This window comes from Pseudonocardia bannensis (genome assembly GCF_012911875.1).
Taxonomy (GTDB): Bacteria; Actinomycetota; Actinomycetes; order Mycobacteriales; family Pseudonocardiaceae; genus Pseudonocardia; species Pseudonocardia bannensis.
This window is the reverse complement of the sequence record NZ_JAAXKZ010000253.1, coordinates 1-1,797: the sequence shown is the minus strand read 5'-3', so window position 1 is coordinate 1,797 and position 1,797 is coordinate 1. Positions and strand designations below refer to the sequence as shown.

The following is a 1,797-nucleotide window of genomic DNA, read 5'->3' as shown; positions in this document are numbered from 1 at the left end:
CCCAGCAGCGCCGTCTGTCCGCTCTCCCGGGCCTGCTCCACGACGCGGTCGATCAGCAGGGGGAACGAGAAGCGCGCCATCTCCCGCCAGAGCCGGTAGGAGAACCTGCCGCGGCCCGGCCGCCAGCTCACGCTTGACGATCCGGTCCTCCAGCGAGTGGTAGGACATGACCACGAGCCGGCCACCCACCGCCAGCGCGTCGAGCGCCGCCGGCAACGCCGTGCGCAGCGCGTCCAGCTCGCTGTTGACCTCGATCCGCAGCGCCTGGAAGGTCCGCTTCGCCGGGTGCCCCCCGGTCCGCCGGGACGCCGCGGGCACGGCCTCGTAGAGCAGCTCGACGAGCTCTGCGCTGCGGGTCAGCGGGCGCTGGGCCCGCCGCCGGGCCACCGCGGCCGCGATCCGCCCGGCGAACCGCTCCTCCCCGTACTCGCGCAGGATCCGGGCCAGCTCGGGCACGGGATAGCTGTTGAGCACCTCGGCCGCGGTCTGGCCGGTCGACGGGTCCATCCGCATGTCGAGGTCGGCGTCACGGGCATAGGAGAAGCCCCGGGACTCGGCGTCGAGCTGCAGCGAGGACACCCCGAGGTCGAACAGCACGCCGTCGACCCGGGGCAGGTCCAGATCGTCGAGCACGTCGGCGATCCGGTCGTAGACCGCATGCACGAGGTGGATGCGGTCGGAGTACGCGACGAGCCGGCGCCCGGCCAGTTCGAGCGCCTGCGGATCGCGGTCGAGGCCGACCAGGGTCAGCTGCGGGTAGGCGGCCAGCAGCGCGGCGGAGTGTCCGCCGAGGCCGAGGGTGGCGTCCACCAGCACCGCCGGGCGGCCCGACAGGGCGGGGTCGAGCAACTCGGTGACGCGGGGCAGCAGAACCGGAACGTGCCTGGCCCCAGCCGGCCTGTCCTCGGTCCCCTGTTCAGGGCGCTGCCCCACCGTCCACCTCCCCCCGAATGCCCTGCCTGTCGCCTCTCAGCGACAATGACCTGTCCGGGTACCCGGACCGGCCTCCCCCAGCCGCTGTGTGCCGGCTCGTGCTCCCCAGCCGAGCCGGTCGGCGGTGCCGCCACCCGGGTGCCGTGCCCCCTCCTCGTACCGACGGACCTGGCACCGGGGAAGGTGCGCCAGGGCCGTCGGCGCGAGGAGCGGAAGTCACGGCACCCGGGTCGCGGCGCCGCCGTGTCGTTCGCCCCGCCCGCGTTACCCGTCGGGCCTCAGATCAGTCCGGGTAGGACCTCCTCCTGCGCCTTCGCGTACTCGTCCTCGTGCTCCTCCTGGTACCGCGCCCACGCCTCGGCATCCCAGATCTCGGCGCGGGTGAAGGCGCCGATGACGACGCACTCCTTGGTGAGCCCGGCGTAACGGCGCAGCTCGGGGGTGATCGCGATCCGACCCTGCGCGTCCGGGTTCTGCTCGTCGGTACCGGAGAAGAGGTTGCGTTGGAAGACCCGCGCCGACTCGTTCGTGAGCGGCGCCGCGGCGATCTTGCGGGCCATCTCGGTGAACGCCTCGCGGGTGAACACGTACAGGCAGTGGTCCTGCCCCTTCGTGATCATCAACCCGCCTCGCAACTCGTCGCGGAACTTCGCGGGCAGCGTGAGCCGCCCCTTGTCGTCCAGCTTCGGGGTGTAGGTGCCGAGGAACACCAGAGCGCCCCCTCAGCCTGCGACCCCGTCTTGCCCCAGTGATCTCCACACTACCCCACTTCGCACCACCGTCAACCGGAACGACGCCGCTCTGCGCCGACGGGGCCGACAAAAGCGCAGGTCAGCGGGGGTGGCAGTGCGGATGCCCCCACTC

Annotated in this window: 2 protein-coding genes; both read right to left on the bottom strand. The window is 72.3% G+C overall.

What is annotated here, in order from left to right; all coding sequences use genetic code 11:
* Positions 1-933, bottom strand: a 933-nt coding sequence (gene rsmH, locus HF519_RS29990) for a 16S rRNA (cytosine(1402)-N(4))-methyltransferase RsmH (RefSeq protein WP_169416310.1), incomplete at its 3' end; no start/stop codon positions are given.
* Between the two features lie 278 nt (positions 934-1,211).
* The gene (gene mraZ, locus HF519_RS29985; RefSeq protein ID WP_169383709.1) at positions 1,212-1,643 is read right to left on the bottom strand and encodes a division/cell wall cluster transcriptional repressor MraZ; all 432 of its coding nucleotides are present in this window, start codon (positions 1,641-1,643) and stop codon (positions 1,212-1,214) included.
* Positions 1,644-1,797 lie beyond the last annotated feature (154 nt).